This is a genomic window from Kitasatospora indigofera, assembly GCF_014655955.1.
Lineage (GTDB): Bacteria > Actinomycetota > Actinomycetes > Streptomycetales > Streptomycetaceae > Kitasatospora > Kitasatospora indigofera.
In genome coordinates this window covers 48197-70278 of sequence record NZ_BNBO01000047.1, presented here as the reverse complement: position 1 = coordinate 70278, position 22082 = coordinate 48197, and the positions used below count along the sequence as shown (strand labels likewise).

General features: G+C 73.5%; 30 protein-coding genes. 10 read left to right on the top strand and 20 right to left on the bottom strand.

Annotated elements, in window-relative coordinates:
* The first annotated feature begins 192 nt into the window (after positions 1-192).
* The 4 genes from IE329_RS30120 to IE329_RS30105 all read left to right on the top strand — a co-directional run bounded on the left by IE329_RS30120 (position 193) and on the right by IE329_RS30105 (position 2930).
* Positions 193-348: a DUF6131 family protein gene (locus IE329_RS30120; protein ID WP_190214163.1), complete on the top strand. Its 156-nt coding sequence runs from the start codon at positions 193-195 to the stop codon at positions 346-348.
* Between the two features lie 1125 nt (positions 349-1473).
* Complete coding sequence (locus tag IE329_RS30115; RefSeq protein ID WP_190214162.1) at positions 1474-1986, top strand: SPW repeat protein; 513 nt, start codon at positions 1474-1476, stop codon at positions 1984-1986.
* A gap of 232 nt (positions 1987-2218) precedes the next feature.
* Positions 2219-2401: a hypothetical protein gene (locus IE329_RS41665; RefSeq protein ID WP_190214161.1), complete on the top strand. Its 183-nt coding sequence runs from the start codon at positions 2219-2221 to the stop codon at positions 2399-2401.
* 259 nt (positions 2402-2660) lie between these two features.
* Positions 2661-2930: a hypothetical protein gene (locus IE329_RS30105; protein ID WP_190214160.1), complete on the top strand. Its 270-nt coding sequence runs from the start codon at positions 2661-2663 to the stop codon at positions 2928-2930.
* 256 nt (positions 2931-3186) lie between these two features.
* Here IE329_RS30105 and IE329_RS30100 read toward each other — a convergent pair whose 3' ends face one another.
* The 5 genes from IE329_RS30100 to IE329_RS30080 all read right to left on the bottom strand — a co-directional run bounded on the left by IE329_RS30100 (position 3187) and on the right by IE329_RS30080 (position 6175).
* Positions 3187-3489: a hypothetical protein gene (locus tag IE329_RS30100; protein WP_190214159.1), complete on the bottom strand. Its 303-nt coding sequence runs from the start codon at positions 3487-3489 to the stop codon at positions 3187-3189.
* 149 nt (positions 3490-3638) lie between these two features.
* Positions 3639-3926, bottom strand: a complete 288-nt coding sequence (locus IE329_RS30095) for a hypothetical protein (RefSeq protein WP_190214158.1) — start codon at positions 3924-3926, stop codon at positions 3639-3641.
* 343 nt (positions 3927-4269) lie between these two features.
* The gene (locus tag IE329_RS30090; protein WP_190214157.1) at positions 4270-4638 is read right to left on the bottom strand and encodes an STAS domain-containing protein; all 369 of its coding nucleotides are present in this window, start codon (positions 4636-4638) and stop codon (positions 4270-4272) included.
* Between the two features lie 481 nt (positions 4639-5119).
* Entirely contained in the window at positions 5120-5488 is a 369-nt protein-coding gene (locus tag IE329_RS30085; protein WP_190214156.1) for an STAS domain-containing protein, read from the bottom strand.
* Positions 5489-5917: 429 nt separating this feature from the next.
* A complete protein-coding gene (locus tag IE329_RS30080) occupies positions 5918-6175 on the bottom strand; it encodes a hypothetical protein (protein ID WP_190214155.1) in 258 nt (85 codons plus the stop codon).
* 429 nt (positions 6176-6604) lie between these two features.
* On the opposite strand from IE329_RS30080, the gene IE329_RS30075 reads away from it, so the two are divergent.
* From IE329_RS30075 to IE329_RS30065, 3 genes are all read left to right on the top strand, one after another.
* Positions 6605-6853 carry a hypothetical protein gene (locus IE329_RS30075; RefSeq protein WP_190214154.1) on the top strand — a complete coding sequence of 83 codons (249 nt, stop codon included), beginning with the start codon at positions 6605-6607 and terminating at the stop codon, positions 6851-6853.
* A 496-nt stretch (positions 6854-7349) separates the two neighbouring features.
* On the top strand, positions 7350-7574 hold the full coding sequence (locus IE329_RS30070; RefSeq protein WP_190214153.1) for a hypothetical protein: 225 nt from the start codon (positions 7350-7352) through the stop codon (positions 7572-7574).
* 105 nt (positions 7575-7679) lie between these two features.
* Positions 7680-7883, top strand: a complete 204-nt coding sequence (locus IE329_RS30065; protein ID WP_190214152.1) for a hypothetical protein — start codon at positions 7680-7682, stop codon at positions 7881-7883.
* 172 nt (positions 7884-8055) lie between these two features.
* Here IE329_RS30065 and IE329_RS30060 read toward each other — a convergent pair whose 3' ends face one another.
* The 6 genes from IE329_RS30060 to IE329_RS30035 form a co-directional block, all read right to left on the bottom strand.
* Positions 8056-8349: a hypothetical protein gene (locus IE329_RS30060; protein WP_190214151.1), complete on the bottom strand. Its 294-nt coding sequence runs from the start codon at positions 8347-8349 to the stop codon at positions 8056-8058.
* Between the two features lie 133 nt (positions 8350-8482).
* Complete coding sequence (locus IE329_RS30055) at positions 8483-8635, bottom strand: hypothetical protein (RefSeq protein WP_190214150.1); 153 nt, start codon at positions 8633-8635, stop codon at positions 8483-8485.
* Between the two features lie 124 nt (positions 8636-8759).
* Entirely contained in the window at positions 8760-9089 is a 330-nt protein-coding gene (locus IE329_RS30050; RefSeq protein WP_190214149.1) for a hypothetical protein, read from the bottom strand.
* Between the two features lie 247 nt (positions 9090-9336).
* Positions 9337-9522, bottom strand: a complete 186-nt coding sequence (locus IE329_RS30045) for a hypothetical protein (RefSeq protein WP_190214148.1) — start codon at positions 9520-9522, stop codon at positions 9337-9339.
* Between the two features lie 829 nt (positions 9523-10351).
* Positions 10352-10852 (bottom strand): hypothetical protein, encoded by a 501-nt coding sequence (locus IE329_RS30040; protein ID WP_190214147.1) that lies wholly within the window; start codon positions 10850-10852, stop codon positions 10352-10354.
* 227 nt (positions 10853-11079) lie between these two features.
* Positions 11080-11640, bottom strand: coding sequence for a hemerythrin domain-containing protein (locus IE329_RS30035; RefSeq protein WP_190214167.1), 561 nt, complete (start codon positions 11638-11640; stop codon positions 11080-11082).
* Between the two features lie 344 nt (positions 11641-11984).
* On the opposite strand from IE329_RS30035, the gene IE329_RS30030 reads away from it, so the two are divergent.
* Both IE329_RS30030 and IE329_RS30025 read left to right on the top strand, forming a co-directional pair.
* Positions 11985-13031 (top strand): PHP domain-containing protein, encoded by a 1047-nt coding sequence (locus IE329_RS30030; RefSeq protein WP_190214146.1) that lies wholly within the window; start codon positions 11985-11987, stop codon positions 13029-13031.
* Between the two features lie 102 nt (positions 13032-13133).
* Positions 13134-13346, top strand: coding sequence for a DUF6480 family protein (locus tag IE329_RS30025; protein ID WP_190214145.1), 213 nt, complete (start codon positions 13134-13136; stop codon positions 13344-13346).
* 526 nt (positions 13347-13872) lie between these two features.
* On the opposite strand, the gene IE329_RS30020 is transcribed toward IE329_RS30025, so the two are convergent.
* The 8 genes from IE329_RS30020 to IE329_RS29985 all read right to left on the bottom strand — a co-directional run bounded on the left by IE329_RS30020 (position 13873) and on the right by IE329_RS29985 (position 20584).
* On the bottom strand, positions 13873-14208 hold the full coding sequence (locus tag IE329_RS30020) for a hypothetical protein (protein ID WP_190214144.1): 336 nt from the start codon (positions 14206-14208) through the stop codon (positions 13873-13875).
* A gap of 121 nt (positions 14209-14329) precedes the next feature.
* On the bottom strand, positions 14330-14650 hold the full coding sequence (locus IE329_RS30015) for a hypothetical protein (RefSeq protein WP_190214143.1): 321 nt from the start codon (positions 14648-14650) through the stop codon (positions 14330-14332).
* 391 nt (positions 14651-15041) lie between these two features.
* Entirely contained in the window at positions 15042-15365 is a 324-nt protein-coding gene (locus IE329_RS30010) for a plasmid stabilization protein (protein WP_190214142.1), read from the bottom strand.
* Positions 15366-16213: 848 nt separating this feature from the next.
* Entirely contained in the window at positions 16214-16438 is a 225-nt protein-coding gene (locus IE329_RS30005) for a class I SAM-dependent methyltransferase (RefSeq protein WP_190214141.1), read from the bottom strand.
* A gap of 8 nt (positions 16439-16446) precedes the next feature.
* Positions 16447-17133, bottom strand: coding sequence for an HAD family hydrolase (locus IE329_RS30000; protein ID WP_190214140.1), 687 nt, complete (start codon positions 17131-17133; stop codon positions 16447-16449).
* 167 nt (positions 17134-17300) lie between these two features.
* Positions 17301-18266: an SDR family NAD(P)-dependent oxidoreductase gene (locus IE329_RS29995; protein ID WP_190214139.1), complete on the bottom strand. Its 966-nt coding sequence runs from the start codon at positions 18264-18266 to the stop codon at positions 17301-17303.
* 76 nt (positions 18267-18342) lie between these two features.
* Positions 18343-19527, bottom strand: coding sequence for a zinc-dependent alcohol dehydrogenase (locus IE329_RS29990; protein ID WP_190214166.1), 1185 nt, complete (start codon positions 19525-19527; stop codon positions 18343-18345).
* Between the two features lie 766 nt (positions 19528-20293).
* On the bottom strand, positions 20294-20584 hold the full coding sequence (locus IE329_RS29985; protein WP_190214138.1) for a hypothetical protein: 291 nt from the start codon (positions 20582-20584) through the stop codon (positions 20294-20296).
* 148 nt (positions 20585-20732) lie between these two features.
* On the opposite strand from IE329_RS29985, the gene IE329_RS29980 reads away from it, so the two are divergent.
* Positions 20733-21287: a P-loop nucleotide/nucleoside kinase family protein gene (locus IE329_RS29980; RefSeq protein ID WP_190214137.1), complete on the top strand. Its 555-nt coding sequence runs from the start codon at positions 20733-20735 to the stop codon at positions 21285-21287.
* A 27-nt stretch (positions 21288-21314) separates the two neighbouring features.
* Here IE329_RS29980 and IE329_RS29975 read toward each other — a convergent pair whose 3' ends face one another.
* Positions 21315-21980, bottom strand: coding sequence for an HAD family hydrolase (locus IE329_RS29975; protein WP_190214136.1), 666 nt, complete (start codon positions 21978-21980; stop codon positions 21315-21317).
* Positions 21981-22082: the final 102 nt, after the last annotated feature.

Genomic DNA, 22082 nt, shown 5'->3' with positions numbered 1-22082 from the left:
CATCCTCCTGAGCGGCCTCACCGCCACCCTCGCCCCGCAGCCGTAGCGGCCCCTCCCGCAGGAGCGCCACGGGCAGGGACGAAACGGCACAACACCCAATTCCTCACAGCCGAAACGGAAATCAGAAAGCGAAGCATCACCTCCGCACCGACGGAGAACCCACACAGCCGGGGGCCCACATCGGAGATCACCGTGATCATCCTCGGAATCATCCTCCTCGTCATCGGATTCCTCACCAGCCTTCCCTTCCTCTGGACCATCGGCATCGTCCTGGTCGTCATCGGCCTCATCCTGTTGGTCATGGGCGCGGTCGGCCACGAGGTCGGCGGACGCCGCCACTACTACTGAACCGAACCAGGACAATCCCAAGGCCCGGCGCCACAGCCGCCAATCCGCGCAGCCGGTTGCGATGGTGACGCCAGTTCCGAGTCACGGCGTTTGCACCGCTGGAACGAAAGCACTTCCCAGGAGGCTGTGCCGCTCGGAGGGTGTCGGCGGCCCAGGCGCCGCCGCGCCTCGGACCCCTGACCGGATCGACGGCATGGTGGGAAAGCCCAGGTCTTCGCGGGCGGCATCGCAACCGCCCGCTCGTCGCACCACACGGATCAACCCGGTGCCGCCGCCCGCGACGTCCCGCCCAGGTTCGGCACGGCCGCCCGGACCGCGGCGCGCGGCGGCCCTGCGGCTCGACTCGTCGATTGCGGGGTCACTGCTGGATAGCGGCCCGGCCGACGGACGGGCGTTGGGCCGGGCGAGGGCGCACCCACGTATCCTCCGGACCGCACCTGGGCAGCCCGCCTACTTCCGTGCTGCTGCGCCCTTTCCGACGGCCTCCCCGAGGCACTGAGCACGGCGAGCCCCGGTGCGGCCTCACCCCTACGGTGCGGCCTCCGCCGCCCTGCTGGTCGCGACGGGGTTCGGGCTCACCCGCAGCACCGTATCCATGCCGGCGGATCGGCAAGCCGGCGAGGACGACGGGGTGTCTGGGCGGGGCGAACGAGTGGACGGCGGCGGAAGGCGGGACGGGAGCCCGCAGCGCGGGAACGAGTGGCGGCTCACAGCGGCGCCGAACCGGTCGGCACAGCGTCACGGGAGGAGCATGATCGTGGAGACACCAGAGCCGGAGAGCAAGGTTCACGGCCTGGAGACGGCGCTGGCCGTGCAGGAGGCCAACCTCTTTTGCCGGGGCGCAGGCCACGCAGGCGGCGACCCAGGCGGGCATGAACTCGACCTTCGCCGCCACGCACCCCGGGACCTGGTCCGTGATGGCGGTGGGCTCCGTGGCCCTGGTCGTCGGCCTCTTCCTGGGCATGGCCATCGCCAAGCACCGACCGTCGCCTGCTGGGGTGCGGGGTTCGCCCGCGGCGCTCCGGCGCCGGCGGACCCCGTCCACGAGCAAAAGCCGACCTATTTATCGGTTTATGCCAGGTTTATGGGTAAGCGCTGCGTAAGCACCCCTTTTCGGAGGTCATCATGGCGTCAACCCACCGCCGCCCGCCCATCGAGGAGCACCCGGACCTGATGGAGCTGCGCGCCCGGCACGACCGCGCCGCCGCCACCCCACGGGCCCAGATGGTCGAGGCCCTGGCCCTCCTCACCGGTCTCTACCTGGCGGCGTCCCCCTGGATAGCCGGCTTCAACGGCTTCACCACCCTGGCCGTCAACAACCTGATCGCCGGAATCGCCTTCGCGCTGCTGCTCGGCGGCCTCGGCAACTCCTACGAGCGCACCCACTCCATGGCCTGGGCCGCAGCCGCCCTCGGCATCTGGACCTGCGTCGCCCCCTGGGTCGTCGCCGGCGACGTCGCCCATACCCGCTCCATCACCAGCAATCTCATCACCGGCGTCATCGCCACCCTGCTCGCCCTCACGGCCGCCTCCGCCGCCCGCGACCGCGACACCACCCACCGCGACACCACCCGCCGTGGCACCGGCACCGGCGAACGCCAGAGCCGCCGCCCCATGCCGGGACTCGACGACCGCTGACCCGGCTGCTCCGGCATTTCCTCAGCGCCGCCGGGAGGGCCTCACCATCTCCCCCCTCCCGACGGCCCCCGCGTTTCCCCAGCGCCACCGGAGAGCCTCACCCTCCCGGCGGCCCCCGAGCGCCGTCGGGAGGGCGATGACTTCCCCCCTCCCGGCGGCCCCGCATACCACCACCCCCGGACGGGCACACGCCCACCGAACAGACCCCGACCTTGGCGGAACAGGAGCGACGATGAGCGTCAGACCCGAACTGGAACCCGTCCTGCGCGGCATCGCCGAAGCCGTCCACGACCACGACGACCACGTCCTGCGCCGCCTCCTGGCCCGACTCGCCGAACAGGCCACCATCGACGACCTCTACGCCCTACGCGACCTTCTGCCCCGCCTGCACACCCCCGCCCCCACCACCCACTGACCCGCCCCGGCCCGGGTCCCCCGGCGGGAGGCAGCGCTCGGTACCCCGGACGACGGCCCAAGGCTGTGCGTCCCGGGTCCCGGCGGGCACCTGCCGCAGACGCCACCGGCCACCGGCCACCCCGCGCAGCGCGCGGCCGGCGCGGCCGCGCGCTGCGCGGCGGCCCACTTGGTGCTCCCGGTCTCAGACCCTGCGGCAGACCGGTGAATGCAGGCTGTCGCGGGCGAGCAGCCGTCATCCGAGGAGAAGAATGATCGGCATGCGAACGCAGTGGGTGTACCAGCTCCGGGACTGCCCGGACGCCGAGGACGTCGAGGTCCTGGCCGAGGAGGAGGGCCGCCCCCGGCAGATCCTGGCCCGCCCGCGCCCGGGAGCCGGCGGCCTGGTGGACGGGTACGTCCTGCAGCGGGTCGACGCGCAGACGCGCACGGCCGTGTACACGTGGGTGCGGGCCGGGGAGGCGGAGCAGGTGACGGAGTACCTGCTCGACCTGCTCGCCGAGGTCTGCCCGGTGGAGCGGGCCCGGTAGCGGTGGGTGCGGCCGGGAGGCCGCCCCATGCCGGTGACCATCTCCCGGCTGCCCCGCCGCAGGCCCGCGTGGCGGGCCGTGGCCCGCCCCGGGGGACTCCAGGTGGGGCGCGGTGCCCGACTCGACCTGGGGCGTGGTGGGCGACTCCACGTGGGATGTACTCGGCGGCGCGGAGGCCCGCGGCCGCCGCTGACACGGGACCCGAAACGCAGGATGGCCCCGGAGAGAACAATCTCTCCGGGGCCAACTTGGCTTCTCAGCGGGTGAGTGCGGCGACGCAGCCGAGGAGAAGCACTCCCAGCAGCAGTCCTTGGACAGTGGCGGTGACGGGCCGGCGCAGCGCGGTGGCGGTGACGGCTGATGCTGCCAGGAACAGGGACAGGATGGTGGCGACCATGGTGATGGCCTCGCGCTGGGTGTGGCCTTGTTGCTGTCCCATGTAGTTGAAGCTGGCGGCGTACCAGCCGATCAGGGTGAGGGGGATCTCGGTGCATACCAGGAGGAATACAATCGCGATGTCGCCCGCGCGACTCGGCCGGCGGGGTCCAGGGGCAGTCATGCGGACAGGATGCCGTCCGGTCAGGCACCGCGCATGAGTACGCGTACTCATGCGCGGCCATCCGAACGGGTGGCCAGCTGCCCCGTTCGTGGGTTGGCCCCGGAGGGAACTGTCCCTTCGGGGCCAACTTGTTCGTGCCGTGGGGTGGTTCAGGCGGCGAAGCCGATGTGGGTGACGTAGGAGTAGGCGTCGTAGTCGGAGCCCAGGTCGGTGATGACCTCGTCCCAGATCACGTCCAGCATCTCGGCCGCGGACGGGTCGTTGGGGCCCTTGTCCCAGGCGTCGACCTTGTCGTCCCAGGCCCCGCGCACGTTGATCGCCCGGTGGGAGATGTCGCGGCGGCGGGACTCCAGGACGCCGGCCTGGTCGACCGGGTAGATCTCCACCCTGGTGCCGGCACCGTTGTTGTTCAGCCGGCGCTTCAGGTCCGTGACCACGTTGTGGCGCCGCAGGACCCAGTGTGCCCCGTCCGGGAGACGTCCCGGACGAGGCACAGCATTGTCCGGAACGGCCCGGCCGGCGGGCGGCGCGGGGGCCAACGGGCCTCTGGGAGAATCGGCGGGCGGTGCGCGCCGCACACCGTTGCCCGTGGCGCGCACCGCCTTCACGTCACCCGCCGGGTCAGCATGGCGACCTGTCGGCCGTGACGGAAACCCCCTACGGATGTCGGTGCGGCGTGGCGGGCACGACGATCAGACATCCCGTCAGTCTTCCAGCTCAACTCCCTCCCCGCCGCCGCGTTCCGGCCGCGGCTGCGGGGGCGCCGGCGGTTGCCGGTGGTCAGCCGGCCCGGGTGTGCGGCACGAACGGGACGCCCGGGTCGATGGGGAAGACCTTGTCAGCGCCGGTGATCTCCAGCAGCCTCGCCACCGCGTGGGCGGGGCGGGCCAGGTGGAGGGTCAGGCCCGCCCGGCCGGTCTCGATGCGGGCGCGCAGCAGGGCGTTGAGGCCGGAGGAGTCGCAGAAGGTGACGCCGGCGAGGTCGATCACCAGGTCGGATCGCGGCGGGGCGGTCGTGAGCGCGCGGCGCAGCACGGCGTGCAGGGTGGGGGCGCCGTCGAGGTCGAGTTCGCCGGTGGCCTCGATGACCGGGCCGGTGGTGGCGGTGTGAACGGTGGTGGTGAAGGCCGGTTCCGTGGTGGGTTGCACGCGCTCTCCTTGTGTCGCCTTGTCGTCGGCGACCGCGGCGTGCCTGGTGCTGCGCGTCGGCGGTCGTCGGGCAGACCAATCCACCGTACGGCGCGGGCGGAGGGCTGCCCACAGGGCCGGGGAGACCTTCACGGGCCCGTCACGCCTTCGGGGCGCCGGGCGGCGCGACGGTGGGCCGGGTGTGGTCGTGACCAGGCGCTCACGCCGTCGTCTCAGCGGCAGGGGGCAGGTCGGGCCTCATGGCCCGATCCCGGGTGCGGCCAGGTCCCGGGTGCGCCTGCAACCCGGGACCTGAGGAGGGCTCCATGGGCACGGAAACCGCCACCCGCCGCCTACCCGAGCCGCGCCCCTTCAACCGGCGGCGCCGGGCGTTCCCGCGCTCCGTCACTGGGCGGGGGTGGGCGGTTCCAGGCTTGACCAGGAGGCCGACGCCACCGCGCCCCGGCCGCGGCCTTCGGTGGCGCGGGCCGCTGTCGGCGGGTCAGCCGGCTCCGGTGTGTGGTCCGGCGGGGATGTCCGGGTCGACGGGGAAGAGCTGAGCGGCGCCGGTGATCTCCAGCACCCGCGTCACGATGTCGGTCGGGCGGGCCAGGTGGACCGCCGTCTCCTGGCGCTCGGCGTCCAAGCGGGTCTGCAGCAGGGCGTTGAGGCCGGCGGAGTCGCAGAACGTCACGGCCCCGAGGTCGATCACCAGCACCGTCGGGGTGGGCCGCACCGCCAGGACACGGCGCAGCACGCCCCGCAGCCGCGGGGCGCTTTCGTAGTCGAGTTCGCCCGCGACTTCCACCACGGGTCCGGCGACGCTCTCCCGGACGGTGGCGGTGAACGGGACCGCCGCGTCGGCGGTCACCGCTGGGTTCCCCTGTTGGATGTGTGCATCGGACAACCGTACTTGTCAGGACCGGGCCTGCCTAACGGCCCTCAGGGCGACGGTCGGCCACCGGGCCGGTGAGGAAGTGGCGTGCTGGCGGCGCGGCGGGGCGGTCCGGGCGAAGGGGTGAGGTTGGTGCAGCGGGCAGCACCGGAACCACCGGCACGGCGAACTCCTGTGTTGCGCACCCGCAACCTCCCCGGCGCCCGCCGGGCCCGGACGGGCAGGGCCTCGGCAGCGCCCGCTGCCGAGGCTCGCCCGTCGTCCGTCCGGCCGGGCAGGTGGACGGACGCGCTGTACCGCTGCCTTCCTCCAGGCTAGAACCGGCCCGATGACGCGCTGTCCGGGCGGGCCGGACAGGCGGGCGGGCGGGCGGTGCGGCGGGCTGCTGGTCTGGTGCCCGGCGCTTCAGGGGCGGGGCAGTGGGGCCCCGCGGGTCTCCAGGATCTCCAGGGCCTGCGGCATCGACATCTGCCCCAGCGGCCCGTCCGGGCCGCACCCCACCGCGATGACGAAGGCACCCGAGGGCGCGAACTGCGCCCGCAACGTCCACGGCCCACGGCGCATGGCCAGCCCCTCCCCGCCCCAGAGCGTCTCCCACCCGTAGGCCTCGGCCGTCATCGTCAGGTAGTGCGCGTCGGGCCCCAGCGGCCGCTCCGTGTCCATACAGGCGATCCTGACCGCAGTCCCTCCCGACGGCAACGCACCTGGCCGCCGCGGCCTGAGCACGAGCGGGGACCGGCTCGGACTCACTCCGGGGGAGACTCGCCGGCGCCGCCCCTCCCGTAAGGGGCTCAACCGTCGGCGTTGGGGCACGGTCGCGGGATCGGCCGCGGCCGGTGACGCCGGTCCCGGCACCCGAGGGTCAGGCGGATTGTGCGGGGCCGGGTCGATCAGCCCGGCCCCGCACCCTCAGGCCGCCGCTGGGACCTGCACCACCAGTCAAAGCAGACCCCCCACCTCGCCGGCCACGCCACGCCGCACCACACCGTTCGATCCCCCGGCCGGCGGTCACCGCGCTCCGAGCGGCGGCTGGGCGGGCCCCGCTGGCGCGGTGCAGCCCTCCCCTCGCTCCATCACTTCTAGGCTGGCCCCGTGAACAGCAACGACGACGCCGCGGCGGGCGACCTCGCCGACGCCCTGGAGGACCTCATCAGGCGGGTCGCCGTCCCAGGAACGGGCAGCGGGGTCCGGGTGACGATCGGAGACGGGCCCAGTGAGCGGCGCACCGTCCGGATGCCGGCCGACGTCGCAAACTGGCTCACCGAGGTGCTGCGCGAGGAGATCGACACCCTGCCCCACGACACCGACGACGACGCACGCGGCGACCGGCAGAGGAACTGACCGGGCCGGCGGCGCAGGCGATCGGACGCCCGAGGGCGCGAAGGACGGCCCACATCCCCGGGTGGTCTCCACCCGGAACGCCGCCGTCTACGGCGGCCTCGACGGCGAGGAGCAGGCACAGCCTCGTGGACCGGACATCGCCGGGGAGCGGCGCCGGCCCCTCCTGCGGGGGCTCGGTGCCGTGTCCCGGGCCCGGCCGCGGAGCGAGTCACGGCCGCGCCCGACGACGCCGACCCCGGCGGACCCAGGGGTGCGGTCACGGGCCTGTTCCCGCCCCCTTGGGGCCCACCAGGGGCCTGCCCCACCAGTTGAAGACACAGCCGCATCCCCGCCCGCGGCGCCACGCCGCCCTGCAGCCCCCGATCCCCCGCACGGCCGTCACCCACCGTGCTCACCCGCGATCCGCACCGGGAATGCACGCAGCGCCGCACGGCCGCAGGCTCGGCCCAGGGGCGCCCCACCGCGCCCCCACCGCACACGAGCACGGGAGAAGACGTTGATCGTCAAGAAGCTTCACGACTCCGGGATCCGCAGCGAACACGCCTACGCCGCCGCGTTCGCCTCCATCGGCCTGTCCGTCATCACCTGGGCGACGTCCATGAAGGTCGAGAAGGGCCAGGGCGTGGAGCGCGCCGACCGCTGGGGCATCTACGTCGGCGAATGGGCCCCCACCTTCTTCGGCCTCGGCCTCGCCCTCGCCAACTACGAGAAGAACCTCTGACCGCAGGTGAAAGGGGGCCGGGCGGCGCTGTGTCACCCGCGCCGGGCCGGGTACCAGCCCAGAGCCGGGCGACCCGGCGAGACTGAGTCCGGGCAGGTGAGGACGATGGTCCAGGAACACGCGGAGCAGGCACCGCACCCAGTGATGGTCTGCGAAGAGTGCGGCGGGCTGGCCGAGTGGAACCCGGTCGGGTACTGCAGCTGGAAATGCTTCGACGCCCGGCCGCGCGACCCAGAAGCCGCGCCCCTTGCCCTCGCCTACTTCTTCAACCTCATCCCACCCACGCTCCGGCACGACCGCAACCCCTGAACCGGGCCCCGGACAGCGATGGGGCCGCCTCGACGTCCGGGCCGCCCCTGCACCGGGCGCAGACGGCTCCGTCCTGCGGACACCCACGGGGGAGGTGGCGTTCGCAGGACGGAATGAGTGTGCGACGTGGTCCGGACGTACACAGCGTTCAACGACCTGGCCGCCCCACAGATCACGGACGAAGGCGGCGCCGTTCCGGGGAACCAGCGGCACCGTCCGAGGGCGAAGGCGCCGGCACCGTATCCGCGTCTGTCTCTGCGTCGCCGTCGGACGGGTCCTGCCCCTGTTCCTCGTCGGGCATCAGTCCCAGAACCTGCAGAAGCAGGCGGCAGTCCTCAGGATCGCGGGCGTAGGAGGCCACCACGGACAGCGCCCTGCGCACCAACGGGTCCGGCAGGTGGAGCTTGTCACCGGACGCCGGCTCCGCACTGTCGAGAAGCATCCGCAGATCACGCGTACCAGCCATGGAACACACCACCTGGCGATCGGTTCCGATCCCTCCAGGCTACGACCGCGCCCCCACCCGGCCAGGGCTGAGGACATCGCGCGAAGCAGCGCCGGGCAGCCGGCGCCCGCGGCCGGCGGTGGGCGCCGCACGACTACGACGGCTCCTGTTCCCGGCTCCACTGCGCCAGCACGGCCGCGGCCTGCTCCCGCGGGGTCGCGGCAGTGGCCGCGGGGGCCCGGGCCGCCGCGTAGAGGTAGGCATGCAGGTACCGCTTGGCGAGCACGCTGCGCCCGCGCGAGTCCACTGCCCGCAGCGCCGGCGGCCCCACTCCGGCCCCGCTGCCGGCCAACCGTCCTCCGCCTCCGTGACCGCCCCCTCCGCGGCGGGCCCCGTCTCCGGCAGCGGGGTCTGCATGGACAACGCCCCCGTCAGCTCCGGTGTCCACAACTCCATCGCCCCGGCCGAGCCGGCCGGCACCAGCGCGCACGCCAGCAGCGCGGTGGCGTGTTGGCGTTGTCCTGCGCCTCGCCGACCTCCTCGTCCGGGCCGTGCCGAAAGTCCAGGCGGTCACCCCCGGCCCCGCCGGGCAGCACCCGCAGCCCGAATCGGCCCGCGGCGGGCTCCACCCCGAGCAGCTCAGGGCGCACGAACGGCAACGGCGGGAAGTCAGGCGCCGCCAGGTCGGCCAGGACCGCCGACAACGTCACCCACCGGGCACGCAGGATGCTTTTCACGATGGGACCGTCGTTCGCGAGCACCAGCTCCCGCACCCGCACCAGAGCGCCCGCCCAACCCGTCAACGCGCGCAGCCGCCCGGCGAACGCGACCGTGGTGAGAGCGCGAGGCAGGGGCGCCCGGCCCGGGACCGCACCGAAGCGCGAGGCCGCGGCCCGCACCCTGACCCCGCCGAACACTCCCTCGGCAAGGGCGCAATGTCAGCTCCCGGCCGCCTCGGTGGCAGCGGGGCCCAGGCCACAGAGCCGGCCGAGAACGTCAAGCGCAGGGTCAGGCGTCCGGGTGTGCCTGGGTCATCAGTGACCAGGATGCGCCAGGACAGCCGGCCGGCAGGGGCGGGAACCGATGTCCCTTCACGTCGGTGCTCCAGTGGTGTCCGGCGCCGCAGTCGCATTCGTAGATGCCGCTGGCGGGAACGATCTCACCGGGATGCCACGACGTCTTCTCCTCGTCCATGGTCCCGTTCTACGCCGACTCCACCGGCGCCGCGAGCGCGCGCGGCGCTCTGCTCCTAGCCCCCACCGAAGGATCGATACACCCTCATCCGCGCCGACGCTGTCACGCCGCCCGGGACGGCCGGTCCCCCGGCTGACGGTCAAGAACGGCGGGGCCCCGAGCGTCCTGCCGTCGGGGTGGCAGTGCGGTTTGCAACGGGCGGAGCTGAACGGTTCCGCGAGCACCTCGGCGAGCTCCGGCGACTGCGGAGCGATCACGCCATCGCTGCCTACCGCGCTCGCGGCGCATCCTCGGTCGGCCGGAACTGCCTGGCCACGGCACCAGCCGCCGCGCTCCACCCAGCGGCGCCCGCGAGCACACCCCATCCGACCCGGTCCAGCACCACGCACACCGACAGGCCCACCGTCCCCGCCAGCACCAACAAGACGGAACACAGCACCCACCGCAGCCGCCACACACCCACCAGCCGCACCCGCACCGCCCGCCCCCACCGGCACCAGGACCGGTCCCCAGCGAAGTCCGACTCCAGCTCCTCCAAGATCAACTGTTCGCGCAAACTCAGCACCGTCGACACCTCCGGCCACGCGCCATCACCCTCGGCCGATCAACCCCCGAAACCCGGCACTGTTCGCCTACCCCCCGACGCCCCGCCGACAACCACCTCAGGCCTGTGCGGGCTGTCCCAGCGCCGGGCACACGACGCGGCGCGCGCAGGGCCGCAGCGACGTCGCAAGCCCTGGCCACAAACAGGCAGGTGACACGCTCCCCGCGGGGAGCGCGGGGTCGGGCGCGCCCGCGACAAGGGCGCCGGGCCTTGCGGCCTGCGGCGTCACGCCATCTCTGCGCCCTCCACGGCCAATCGCTCCATGAGACTGGTGCGGTGCAGGCTTGCGACGGGCCCCAGCAGGTCGGGGTGGCGTAGCAGGGGTGTTGCCTGGGTGTCGTGGGTGTTGGGGTGGGTGAGGCGGTGGAGGGCACCGGTTTCGGTGTGGTGCTCGGTCGTGGCGAGGGCGTGGGCGGCGAGGGCTGGCTCGGCGAGCAGGCAGGCGGCCCAGCTGACGACGGTCTCGTCGACCCAGGTGCGCCAGGCGCTGTCGTCGGGGTGGGGGTCGTGGCCGGTGAGGTGGTCCAGCCGGTCGGCTCCGCCGGGGCCGAGAAGGTCCAGGAGCTGGACGTCCAGGGCGGTGGGGTGGCGCAGGACGGCGGCCAGGGTGGCGGCCTGGCGGGCCTGTGCCTCGGCGAGCGCGCGGCTCAGGGCGCCCGCGGGGGGCGGGTAGGCGTTCAGGAGCCAGCGGGTGCAGGCGGCTATGACGGGTGTGAGGTCGGGCACGGCGATCGGTCCCTCGGGATGGTGCTCGCCTGTGTCCGGCTGTGTTCGGGGCGCGAGCTGTCAGTGCGGGGCCGCGTTGCCCCGCTCGTGGCCGGCCAGTGTAGGCAGCTGCCCGCCTGCGGCGGCATGAGCCGCGTCACGCCCGCCCGATCGGCTCCGGGTGCCGGACCTGGCGTTGCGGTCCGGCACCCGGGCGCCGAGTCGCCCGCTGGTGCCAGGAGGTGGGGTCAGGATTCGCCGCGGCCGGTGACGAAGTCGCGGGCCCGGTCCACCAGGCCGACACCCGGCGCGAGCAGCTTGCTGGCCGTGGGGCTGTCGGGCGCGGAGGGGTGCGGGCGGGTGGGCGCCATGGCCTTGGCCCGTCGCACCTTGTCCCCGAGGTCGTCCAGCTGCTCGGCGGTACAGGCCCGGCGCAGCATCGGGAACAGGCTGCTCTCCTCGTCCTGGACGTGGGCGGCGACCTCGTCCATGAGCTGCTGCAGCAGCGGGCTCATCTGCGGGTCGTCGGTCCGCGTCTTCTCCAGTTCCTTGAGGATCTTCTCGACCCGGCTGTGGTCGGCGATCTCCTTGTCCGCGAGCCGGTCGCCGCCCTGGATGTGCTCGCGGACCGCCGGGTAGAGGTGCTGCTCCTCGGCGACGGAGTGCCTCACCAGCTCGATCGTGACCTCGTCGACCAGGTCACGCAGTGCCTGGCCCTGGCTGGTCATGGCCTGGAGCCGGCCGAACATCTCCTCCACCTCCCGGTGGTCGGTCATCAGCTCGTCGATCACGTTGCCGCCGTGCCCCATCGCAGGTCCGCCTCTCACAGGTTCCGTCCAGGCCGGGGACCCGGCCCGCCGGGCAGTGATCCCCCGCATCGCGTCCGGTGCGCACCGCGGCGCCCTCGCCTCACCCGATCGGAAGCAACGCACAACGAGAGGCAGCGCCCGTGAGGCGAGGCATCGGCGCCGAGCGACCACAGCCGTTCCTGATCCGGCCGGCCGGATCAGGAACGGGTGTGGCGCCGGTCACGGCGCGGGCCGTGATTGGCACCCGCGCGCGCTTCGGCGGCCAGGTGGTGCCGTGCCGGATTCCGCGACTGGCTCCCGGCCGCGCGGGTGCGGCGGCCCGCCGCGCTTGTGAGACTTCTCGTATGGACCCGGTCGAGGCGCTGGAGCGCATCGCGTTCCTCCTGGAGCGCGAGCAGGCCTCGACCTTCAAGGTCCGTGCCTTCCGGCGCGCCGCCGTGGCCGTCCGGGAACAGACCGGGGGCGCCGACGGCGAGCCGCTCACCGCCGCGGCCGCCGCGAGGCTCAGCGGGGTGGGTCCGGTCACCGCGAGGGTGATCGCCGAGGCCCACGCCGGCGAAGTGCCCGGATACCTCGCCCGGCTGGAGGAGCGGGCCGGACCGCTCACGGCCGGCGGTACCCGCCTGCGCGCGGCGCAGCGGGGTGACTGCCACCTTCACTCCGACTGGTCCGACGGGGGCAGCCCGATTGAGGAGATGGCGCGGGCTGCGCAAGGCGTGGGTCACAACTGGGCCGTCCTCACGGACCACTCGCCGCGTCTGACCGTCGCCCGAGGGCTCAGCCCCGAGCGGCTCCGTGAGCAACTCGAGGCGGTGGCCGCGGTCAACGCCGAGTTCGCGCCGTTCCGTCTGCTCACCGGCATTGAGTGCGACATCCTGGACGACGGCGGGCTCGACCAGGAGGACGACCTGCTCGATGAGCTGGACGTGGTGGTGGCCTCCGTGCACTCCAAGCTGCGTATGGAGGCCGGCCCGATGACCCGGCGCCTGCTCGCGGCGGTGTGCAACCCCCTCGTGGATGTCCTTGGTCACTGCACCGGCCGGCTGGTGACCGGCCGCAACCGGCCGGCTTCGGCCTTCGACGCCGATGCCGTCTTCGAGGCCTGCGTCGCCGGCAATACCGCCGTGGAGATCAACTGCCGCCCCGAGCGGCGTGATCCGCCCGGCGCGCTGCTACGGACGGCCGTCGCGGCCGGCTGCCTGTTCGCCGTCGACACCGACGCCCATGCCCCGGGCCAACTGGACTGGCAGGCGTACGGGTGCGAGCGCGCGGAGGCCGCCGGGATCGGGCCGGAGCGTGTGATCACCACCTGGACCACCGACCGGCTGCTGAGGTGGACCAGGAGCGTAGCCCCGGTCGCCCGACCCGGCTGCGGGCCGGGGACGGGGTGACCCTGTGTGAGGCCCACGCACGGCCGCCCCCGCCGGGCCCCCCTTTTCGCTTTCGTCGGGCCGGGTAGGCGCGAGGATGCCCGCCTCACCGAGGAGCAGCTGATGGGACCTGAAGAATTCCGACGGCCGGATGAAGGCATGCAGTCTCCTCCGGGCGAGACCCAGGAAGGCGAAGGAAGCACGACGCGGGACATCTCGGTGCCGGAACCCCCTGAGCTGCGGAAGGCTTGGTCAGGGGTGGGTCCGATGATCGTCGTCGGTGTCCTCGTTCTCGCCGTGGTGGTGTTCATGGTCGCGAGGATCTGGTCCTGGTAGGGGGCGCGGCGCCCTGACATGGGACGACCCGTCCGCAGGCTGGTCGCCAGGGGCCCGGCGGCGAGCGGTCGCAGGGCCGTGGGCGGCGCCAGAGCCCGCGGGGCCTGTCCGGTGAGTTGCGGCGTCCTACAGAGGACGACGATCAACGCGCTGACGTAGTCCACCGCTCCCAGCCGGTGGCCGCTATGCCGCTCCAGTCCGCCCCGGCAGGGCGCAGATGCGGCACCGTCCTGCGGACACCAACGGGGGAGGTGGCATCCGCAGGACGGACTGAGTGTGCGCCGTGGTTCGGACGTACACGGCGTTCAACGATCCGACCGCACCGCGGTCACGGCCCCAACACCCCGCCACGCCACCCATACGAAGACCTGCAGGCCGAAGGCCCGCGCCGGCCCTGCAACCGGCGGGACCGTCGGCCGGCCCCGCCAGGTCGGCCGGCCGACGGCGTCCGTAGCGGCGGCCGGTCGGCGAACTGCGCCGTGGGCGCCCCGCGCTTCACCCCGGGTCCCGACACAAGGGGGGCAGCTCAGGGCTGGTCGCCGGTGTAGCCGAGGATCCAGGCCAGCGCCCGTACCGCACCGAGCGCGAAATCCCGCTCCGCCAGGCCCACTCCCGCCCGATCGTGCACCCGCCGCAACGCCACCCGCTCCTCGCCGGCGAGCTGCGCCTCGGTCGGCACCCTGCCCGACTGGGCTCCGCTGACCGGCGCTACCAGCCTCCGGCCCGCCGCCCACTCGTAGGTGGCGAGCGCACCCCGCAGGGGCGCGGGAAGCGGCCGCCGGCTGCCGGACAGCCGGGCGATGGCCGCCTCGACCTCACCCGCCGCCCGCACACCGACCCGGCCCCCCGGCAAGCGATCCATGGACACACTCTCCTCACCGTAGCCACGGTGCCCCGACGGCGCCCGACGCGGCCGCCGCGCCCCGGCGCACGGCACCCCGTGCGGGGACCGCCCGGCGGCCGCAGGCGGTTCGGGCGCGGTGTCATCCGGCCGTCGGGGTGGCGGCGCGGTAGCAGCGGGCGGAGCAGAACCGGTCCCGGCGCCGCACCCCGGGACGGTCGAAGGGGCGGGAGCATCCCACGCAGCAACGGCTCGCCGCCTCCTCACCCGCCGGGCCGACCTGCCCGTCATCGGGTATCAGGCCCAGGGCCTCCAGGAGCAGCCGGCAGTCCTGCGCGTCGCGGGCGTGGCGGGCCACCACCGACAGCACCCTGCGGGCCATCGGCTCCGGCAGCGCCGGCATGCCGCCGGGCACCGGCTCCACCGTGTCGATGAGCGTCTGCAGGTCACGGGCACGGGCCATGGACAACACCCCTCTGGCGATCAGCTCCGACCGGGTGACCCTCCAGCCTACGACTGCCTCGCGCCACCGGGGCCGGCGCCGAGGCAGCGCCGCGGGGCGGGCCGGACAGGGCCTCCCGGGTGAAGGACACCCGGGTGTGGCGGGTTCAGTCGGGCGGCTCGGTTGGGGGTTGTCCGGGCTCCGGCGCGGCGGGCTCCGGTCCGGGGCGCGCCGGGCCGGGGTGCTCGGGCGGCGGGACGGGAGAGCCGGGCGGCGCCGGAGGATCCGGCGGCAGCGGAGGTTCGGCCGGATCCGGCGGGCCGGGAGGCTCTGCGGGCTGGGGCGGGCCCGGCGGCACGGGGGTGGTGTCGGGGTCGGGCGGCACGGGGACGGTACCCATGAGGCGGAGCTCCTATCGGCCGAGGGCGTTCTCGAGTTCCTTCTTGGTCATCTTCGAGCGGCCGTGGATGTTCCGCTGCTTCGCCTCGTTGTACAACTGCTCCTTGGTCGGCCCCTGGGCGCCGCTGTGGGAGCGCAGGCCGCCACGCCGGGAGGAGGACATGTCCTCCACCGAGCTTCGGCTCGCGGTCTTCGACTCCCCATGCCGGGCGCGTTCCTTGTTGACGGTACGGGCCGCGATCTCCTCGGCCCGCTCCTTGCTCTCACCGCGCTCCAGCGCGCTGTCCTTGATGTGCTCGTACTGCCTCTCCCGCTTGGGACTGGATCCACGGGGCATGGTCACACCTCCTGTCCGACGGCTGCAGGACGCGCTTTCCCCGTATCCGTGAAGCAAATCCCGCCCCGGACACGTCGAGCAGCAGTCACGGGTCGGGTGGACCGGACGTCGCCGAGGACCACGCCGCCCCTCCTGCAGGGAGCGCGGCCGCACCCGACGACGACGGCCCCGGCGGACCACAAGGGTGCGGCCACGGGCCTGTTGCCGCACCACCCTTGGGCCCGTGTGGGACCTGCCCCACCAGTTGAAGCCACGCTCGCCCCCTCCCGCGGCGCCACGCCGCCCCGCGACCCCCGATCCGCCCGTCCGGCGCCAGGCCGCGGCCGAGAGGGAGACCGCGCCGGTTGCCCGTGACCGCGACAACGCCGTCGGGACAGGGCACCGGCCGTGGCCGACCGAGCTGCTGCCCGGCGATCTCGCCGCGCCTACGCCCGGGCCGGATTCGACAAGGTGTACGTCGGGCAGATCGGCCCGGGCCTGGAGGTCCTTCAACGCCTACCAAGCACTCGTGCTGCCCGCCCTCGGCCGCTGACCGACGCCTGCGGTGTGCCCCGCGCGGGCCGCCCCGGGCCGGTGTCCCGAGGCGGTGCGGCGCGCGGCTGTCGAGGAGCAGTCCGAACCGGACGACCGGTTCGCGCCCCTCGGGCAGGCGGCTGGGGGCGGGTCGAAGAGCAGCAGGCCGCCGGGCACCAGGCTGCCGCGATCGCTTTCCAAGTGGCGGGGTCCAGGCAGGCGATCACGTTGGAGGCGACGGCCAGCTCCGCGATCTCGGTGAGGCCCGCGGGTTCGAGGGGTTCGGGGTGCACCGTGACGCGGGCGCGCTGGTCCGCACCGAGGCGGGCCAGGCGTCACAGCAGGGCGGCGCGCATGGGCGGGGCCGGCCCGACGGCGTGGACGGGGACACTGGATGCCCGCAGCAGGACCTCGGTAACGATCCCGGTGCCCGCGCCGACGTCCAGGATCGAGCCGCGCGCACGATCGGCGGCGCCCGCGAAGCGCCGCTCGGCCAGGCGGCGGTCGCCCTCGGCCTGCAAGAGGTCGTAGAACTCCGCGGAGACGACGTAGTCGCCCATGTCCCGGGCTAGCGGCCGAGAGCCGCGTAGTGGGCCGGGTCCGCGAGGGCGCTGCCGTCAAGGTGGGCAAGGAGGTCGCCGACATCACGGTGGACCTCCAGAGCGCCTGCCGCCCGCAGCGCCCGCTCGCCGAATCCCCCGGAGAGCACCGCCACGCACGCCACCTTCGCCTGGGCAGCGGCCTGGACGTCCCACGGGGTGTCGCCGACGAACAGCGCCTGCCCCGGTTTCGCGCCGGACTTGGCCAGGGCGGCGTGGACCAGGTCGGGAGCGGGCTTGCTGGCCTTGACGTCGTCGGCGCTGGTGGCATGGTCGATCGCGTCGTCCGCGTCCAGCACCCGGCGCATCACCTCCAGGTCCCGGCCCGAGGCGGAGGAGGCAAGCGTGATCGTCCAGCCTCGCTGCTTCAGCTGCCGCAGCAGTGCGCCGGCACTGTCGAAGGCCCGCAGACGGGGCCAGAAGCGGGCGAACAATGCCTGGTGTGCCGCCGTGATCGCCGCGTCGAGGTCATGGTCGCGGTCCTCGCCGAGCAGGTGGTCCAGGAGCTGGTCTGCGCCCATGCCGATCGCACCGTGGATGCGGGCCATCGCCGGGGTGTGGCCGAACTGCGCGAGCGCCTCGGTCCAGGCGGTCGTGTGCCAGTAGCTGGTGTCCAGCAACGTGCCGTCGACATCGAACAGGGCCGCAGCCGGCATAGAAGCCTCCCTCGCTCTCGCCCGGACCGGCAGGTCCGCCTGATCGACGCTACGGGCCACCGGTGCGGCACGCACGGCCACCGGGCCCGTTTGTCGTGCCTGATCGGGGACCGGTATCCCGGCTTGGGCCGGTCGGCTGGTTCTCGGGCGCACCGGCCGCCGTCGGCTCAGGGCCCGGGGTCCGGGCGGGGCTCGGCAAACCGGGCGCCGGCCCGGTCCCCGAGGGCGGTCACCCACGCAGGCAGGCCGGACAGGTGGGCTGCCTCGGTGCCCTGGACGTCGTGGCGCGGCCGGTCACCGGCGCCGGGCAGGGCACGGGCGACGCGGGCGAGCAGCCGGGAGGTGGTGGCGGGCGCCAGCCCCTGCACCCGGACACCGAGCTTCGCCGCGGGGGTGAGGACCAGTTCGGGGCGGCGCCGCTCCGCGGCCCGGACGATCGCGCGCGCTGCCCGCTCGGCGTCCATGGAGAGCAGCGGCAGGCTGGCGGCGGCAGCGAACCAGCCGTATTCGGCGCCGGGGCGGCCGTGGAAGCGGGCCGCGGTGTGCGATCCGGTGCGCATCAGTCCCGGCAGGACGGTGGTGACGCTGACTCCCGTGCCCGCGAGTTCGGCCCGCAGGCCCTGGGAGAAGCCCGCGACGGCGAACTTGGCGGCGACGTAGGGCAGCAGGTGGGGTGCGGGGATCCGGCCGCCGACCGACGAGATGGTGACCACGGTGCCGGCGCTGCTGGCCCGCAGGTCGGGAAGTGCTGCCAGGGTCAGGCGCAGCGGCGCGAAGTACATCGTCTCCATGGCCTGGCGGAAGTCCTGTTCACGTAGGGCTTCCAGGGGGCCGACCTGGATGATTCCGGCGTTGTTGACGAGGACGTCGAGCGGCCCGAAGCGTTCGCGTACCGCGTCGAGGAGCTGGCGCGGGGCGTCGGGGCCGGTGACGTCGCAGCTGAGCGAGGCGACCTCGGATCCCTCGGCCCGCAGCTGCCGCTCGGCCCTGCCCAGGGCCTGCGTGTCGCGGGCGCAGAGCATCACCCGGGCGCCGTGGCGGGCCAGGTCCCGGGCGATGAGCAGGCCGAGCCCTCGGGAGGATCCGGTGACCAGGGCGGTGCGGCCCGTGAAGCGGTGTGATGGTGCGGTCATGGCGGGCTCCCGGGCTTGGGGGTTGTCGTCGGAGGTCGGCGTGCGCAATCCGGCCGGGGCCGATCGGGGCGGGGGTTCAGGGCTTGAGGAGCACCTTCACGGCACCGTCCTGCTTCTTCTGGAACATCTCGTACGCCGCCGGGGCGTCGTCGAGCGGGAGGTGGTGGGTGGCGAAGGTGTCGACGCCGAGCGGGTCGTCGTCGGTGAGCAGCGGGAGGATGTCGTCGACCCAGCGGTGCACGTTGGCCTGGCCCATGCGGAGTTGGATCTGTTTGTCGAACATGGTCAGCAGGGGCAGGGGGTCGCTCTGGCCGCCGTAGACACCGGACAGTGAGATGGTGCCGCCGCGCCGGACGATGTCGATGGCGAGGTACAGGGCGTGGAGGCGGTCGACGCCGACGTGTTCCATCAGTTTGGCGGCCAGGGCGCTGGGCAGCAGGTTGGTGGCCTGGGCGGCGAGTTTCGCTGCGGGCGAGCCGTGGGCTTCCATCCCGACCGCGTCGATGACTGCGTCCGGCCCGCGCCCGTGGGTCAGTTCACGGATCGTGTCGGCGAGGTCCTTGCCGTGCTCCTTGAGGTCCAGCACGTGCACGCCCCGGCGCCGGGCCCGGGTGAGGCGTTGGCCGACGAGGTCGACGCCGATCACCTGGGACGCGCCGTGGTGCAGGGCGATCCGGCAGCTCATGTCACCGATCGGCCCCAGGCCCAGGACGACGAGGCTGCCGCCCTCGGGCACCGCCGCGTACTCGACCGCCTGCCATGCCGTGGGCAGTACGTCGGAGAGGAAGACGAAGCGGTCGTCGGCGGGCCCGTGCGGCACCTTGATCGGCAGGTTGTTCCCGAAGGGGACGCGCAGCAGCTCGGCCTGCCCGCCCGGGACCTGGCCGTAGAGTTTGGTGTAGCCGAAGAGGGACGCGCCGCTGCCGTGCTCCCGCACCTGGGTGGTCTCGCACTGCGAATGGAGGCCCTGCCCGCAGGTGTGGCAGGTCCCGCAGGAGATGTTGAACGGGATCACCACCCGGTCGCCCACCCTCACGGCGGTGACCTCGGGCCCGGCCTCCTCGACGATGCCCATGGGCTCGTGCCCGAGGATGTCGCCGACGTCGAGGAAGGGGCCCAGCACCTCGTAGAGGTGCAGGTCGGACCCGCACAGCCCGCTGGTGGTCACCTTGATGATCACATCGGTCGGATCCTTGACGGCCGGATCGGGAACGGTGTCGACGCGGACATCTCGCCTGCCGTGCCAGGTCAGGGCCTTCATCATCGCTCCTCACGCGGGTCGTACCGACGTTCTCCTGGGGCGTCTGTCCACGTCCCCGTGGGGGAAACAGCGCCGGTGGCTCGGGGCCGGCCACGCTGGGCCGACCTGCTTCAGCCGGCTCCGGGGCCCGGCGCGAGGTTGGTCCCGGTGAACATGCCGGGTGCTTGCGGGGCGGCCCCGGCCGCCGCCCGGCGTGCGCGGGCGTCCGCGAGGCCGGCGATCGGCGTGGCGTGGCGGCAGGCCTCGTTGACCAGCTGAGGATCCGGAAGTCGAGTGCCGGTTGCCCCCATGCGACGGCACGGGACTTGACGTCGCCGACCATCGCTTGCCTTCGCGAGCAGCCGCAGGTCGCGCTCGCCGTCCGCCGGGTCGCACCGCAGCCAGGCCGCTGTCCCGCCGTCAGCCAGACGCAGGTCCCCGCCGAACACGCGGGACCACCCAACAGCGGCCACGGCCGACCGAGGGCCGCCGGCTATGACAAGTGGACGCACGGCAGGGCTTCCCGGGCAGCGGCTGCGCCTGGTGGCTGGGTCGGGGCCACCCACCAGGCGCAGGACCGGGGCGGCGCCCGTGTCACCCCCGCCGGGCCGGGTACCAGCCCAGTGCCGGGCGACCCGGCGGGGCGAAGTCCGGGCAGGTGAGAGCGATGGTCCAGGAACACGCAGAGCGGACACCGCACCCGGTGATGACCTGCTCGGAGTGCGGTGAGCTGGCCGCGTGGAAGCCGGTCGGGTACTGCAGCTGGAAATGCTTCGACGTGCGCGGTTCAGTTCCGATCCAGGTCGTCGATCATGGCGACGACGACGGCTCCCACCTGAACCAGCTCCGCTCGCATGGCCTGCGGGTCATCCGGCTCGGCGAGGACTTCGAGCACCTCCTCGACGAGGATGTGCCGCCAGGTCTTGCGGCCCCGGCGGGCGGCCCGGTCGCAGAGGTACTGCAGAAGCCGGCGCAGGGGCGCGAAGCCGCGGTGCGCGCCGGTCGGGTGATGCTGTTCACCCCATCGGGCGCGGATGGCTTCCTGCTCGGCGGCGATGTCCTCGAAGGCGGAACTCATGGGGTCCTCTGGTCTGATCGTTGGCGGGCGGAAACGGTCACGTGGGCGCCGCAAGGGTGCATTCCGTGACCCGGAGGAACCGGCTGGCTACGGTCGAACGTCGGTGATGGCACTGTGGGATCGTGGAACTCGGAGAGGGACCAAGATCATGAGTGAGCGCACGGTTGTCTGGCTGAACGGACCGTTCGGCGGCGGGAAGACCACGCTGGCCAAGGAGCTGAGCCGACGGTGGCCGGATGCGATCCTCTTCGACCCGGAGGTGGTCGGCGCCACCGTGCAGCGCCTGGTGGAGACGCCGACCGGCGACTACCAGGACCTGCCGGTGTGGCGCGAGCTGGTCGCCTCCATGACGATCCGGATGCTGGGCGAGTACGAGCGCCCGCTGATCGTCCCGATGACCCTGGTCGTTCCTGAGTACCTCCGGGAGATCCACGGCGCGATCCGCGCCACGGGCGCCCAGCTCCACCACGTCTTCCTCAAGACGCCGGACGAGGTGCTGCAGGCCCGCATCGACGCCCAGTCCTTCACGCCGGACGATCCGGCCGCCGACGAGGAGACCCGGGTGTGGCGCCGGGCGCAGATCGAGCGGTGCGCGGCGGCGGTGGACCTGCTGCCCGGCGACACCGTGCTGCTGGACGGTGTGCTGGCGACGGCGGAGCTGGCCGGCCAGGTGCTGGAGCTCGTCGGAGCGTCCGTCCGGTAGGCCGCCGGGCTGCAGGACCTGCACGGCTCAGGCCGCCGGCGCGAGCGTCTGGGCGGCCGTGACGGGGATGCCGTGGCGGGTGAGGGCGGCGGCGAACGCCTGCGGCCCGGTGAACACCTCGGCGCGCAGTCCGGCGTGGAGGGCTCCGGCGACGTAGGGGGGCTCGTCGTCGGTGAAGAACAGCCGGTCGGGGGCGATGCCCATTTTCTGCGCAGCGGTGTGGAAGGCGAGCGGGGACGGCTTGTCGACGTGGAGCTCGGCGGTTGGGAAGACGAAGTCGAAGACGTCGGCGATGCCGTGGTGGGCCAGGTCGGCGCGGAAGGCGTCGGTGGTGTTGGACAGGACGCCGACCGGGAGGTGGCGGCGGGCCTGCGCGAGGAGGTCGAGCATGACCGGGTCGCTCTCGCCCCGGTCGGCGCGCCAGGGCCCGATGGCGTCCAGGGCGCGGTGGCCGAAGGCGTCGATCAGGCGGGCGGTGACGTCGTCGGCCCACTGCTGGTCGGTGAGCACGCCGAGCTGCGCGAGCCGGTAGCTGGGGTGGCCGTAGGCGAAGGTGTCGAAGGTGCCGGCGGGCAGGCCGGCGAGCTGCTCGCCGAGGCGGGCGCCGGTGTCGCGCCAGTGACGGAACAGGCCGTCCATGTCGACCAGCAGGCCGTCGACGGCGGGGCCGGGGCGGTTGACGGTGATGGGCACGGGTGCCTCCTTGCGGGGCGGAGTGGTTCGGGTCGGGGTGGTGCCTTTCCTCGGGGGCCGGGCCCCGGCCCCCTGATCGGGTCGGCCGGGGCCCGGCTGCGT